Source organism: Streptococcus sp. 1055 (genome assembly GCF_013276815.1).
Lineage (GTDB): Bacteria > Bacillota > Bacilli > Lactobacillales > Streptococcaceae > Streptococcus > Streptococcus pseudopneumoniae.
This window is the reverse complement of sequence record NZ_VMLT01000112.1, coordinates 1-1,157: the sequence shown is the minus strand read 5'-3', so window position 1 is coordinate 1,157 and position 1,157 is coordinate 1. Positions and strand designations below refer to the sequence as shown.

Annotated in this window: 11 tRNA genes and 1 rRNA gene; all 12 read left to right on the top strand. The window is 50.7% G+C overall.

Annotated features, from left to right (window positions below):
* Positions 1-60: 60 nt before the first annotated feature.
* Positions 61-176: ribosomal RNA gene (gene rrf, locus HT699_RS09585) — 5S ribosomal RNA — on the top strand.
* Between the two features lie 4 nt (positions 177-180).
* Positions 181-253 (top strand) — tRNA-Val (locus HT699_RS09580).
* Between the two features lie 2 nt (positions 254-255).
* Positions 256-328 (top strand) — tRNA-Asp (locus tag HT699_RS09575).
* Positions 329-352: 24 nt separating this feature from the next.
* Positions 353-425: transfer RNA gene (locus tag HT699_RS09570), tRNA-Lys, on the top strand.
* A 5-nt stretch (positions 426-430) separates the two neighbouring features.
* Positions 431-512 (top strand) — tRNA-Leu (locus HT699_RS09565).
* Positions 513-530: 18 nt separating this feature from the next.
* Positions 531-603 (top strand) — tRNA-Thr (locus HT699_RS09560).
* 22 nt (positions 604-625) lie between these two features.
* A tRNA-Gly gene (locus HT699_RS09555) sits at positions 626-697 on the top strand.
* A gap of 7 nt (positions 698-704) precedes the next feature.
* Positions 705-790, top strand: a tRNA-Leu gene (locus HT699_RS09550).
* A gap of 11 nt (positions 791-801) precedes the next feature.
* Positions 802-875: transfer RNA gene (locus tag HT699_RS09545), tRNA-Arg, on the top strand.
* A 15-nt stretch (positions 876-890) separates the two neighbouring features.
* Positions 891-964, top strand: a tRNA-Pro gene (locus HT699_RS09540).
* A 5-nt stretch (positions 965-969) separates the two neighbouring features.
* Positions 970-1,043: transfer RNA gene (locus tag HT699_RS09535), tRNA-Met, on the top strand.
* 13 nt (positions 1,044-1,056) lie between these two features.
* Positions 1,057-1,130: transfer RNA gene (locus HT699_RS09530), tRNA-Ile, on the top strand.
* The last annotated feature ends 27 nt before the right edge of the window (positions 1,131-1,157 follow it).

The window sequence follows — 1,157 nt, the reverse complement described above, 5'->3', positions numbered from 1 at the left end:
AAAGCGAACGGTTTTCTTGGTTTGAATAGATATTCAATTTTGAGTAGGTATTACTCAGAGTTAAGTGACGATAGCCTAGGAGATACACCTGTACCCATGCCGAACACAGAAGTTAAGCCCTAGAACGCCGGAAGTAGTTGGGGGTTGCCCCCTGTGAGATAGGGAAGTCGCTTAGCTCTAGGGAGTTTAGCTCAGCTGGGAGAGCATCTGCCTTACAAGCAGAGGGTCAGCGGTTCGATCCCGTTAACTCCCAAAGGTCCCGTAGTGTAGCGGTTATCACGTCGCCCTGTCACGGCGAAGATCGCGGGTTCGATTCCCGTCGGGACCGTTTAAGGTAACGCAAGTTATTTTAGACTCGTTAGCTCAGTTGGTAGAGCAATTGACTTTTAATCAATGGGTCACTGGTTCGAGCCCAGTACGGGTCATATATGCGGGTTTGGCGGAATTGGCAGACGCACCAGATTTAGGATCTGGCGCTTAACGGCGTGGGGGTTCAAGTCCCTTAACCCGCATTGAGATATAATAGATGAGCCGGCTTAGCTCAGTTGGTAGAGCATCTGATTTGTAATCAGAGGGTCGCGTGTTCAAGTCATGTAGCCGGCATTTTTAGATAGAAGAAAATAGTGCGAACGTAGTTCAGTGGTAGAACACCACCTTGCCAAGGTGGGGGTCGCGGGTTCGAATCCCGTCGTTCGCTTAGAGAGGCCGGGGTGGCGGAACTGGCAGACGCACAGGACTTAAAATCCTGCGATTGGTAACGATCGTACCGGTTCGATTCCGGTCTTCGGCATAAACTAATGAGCACCCTTAGCTCAACTGGATAGAGTACCTGACTACGAATCAGGCGGTTAGAGGTTCGACTCCTCTAGGGTGCATTTTTCTATTTAACTCGGGAAGTAGCTCAGCTTGGTAGAGTACTTGGTTTGGGACCAAGGTGTCGCAGGTTCGAATCCTGTCTTCCCGATTCATGGCGGTGTAGCTCAGCTGGCTAGAGCGTCCGGTTCATACCCGGGAGGTCGGGGGTTCGATCCCCTTCGCCGCTATAATGATCTTGTCGGACCTTTAGCTCAGCTGGTTAGAGCTCTCGGCTCATAACCGAGTGGTCGTAGGTTCAAGTCCTACAAGGTCCATTTGAATATTGGAGGATTACCCAAGTC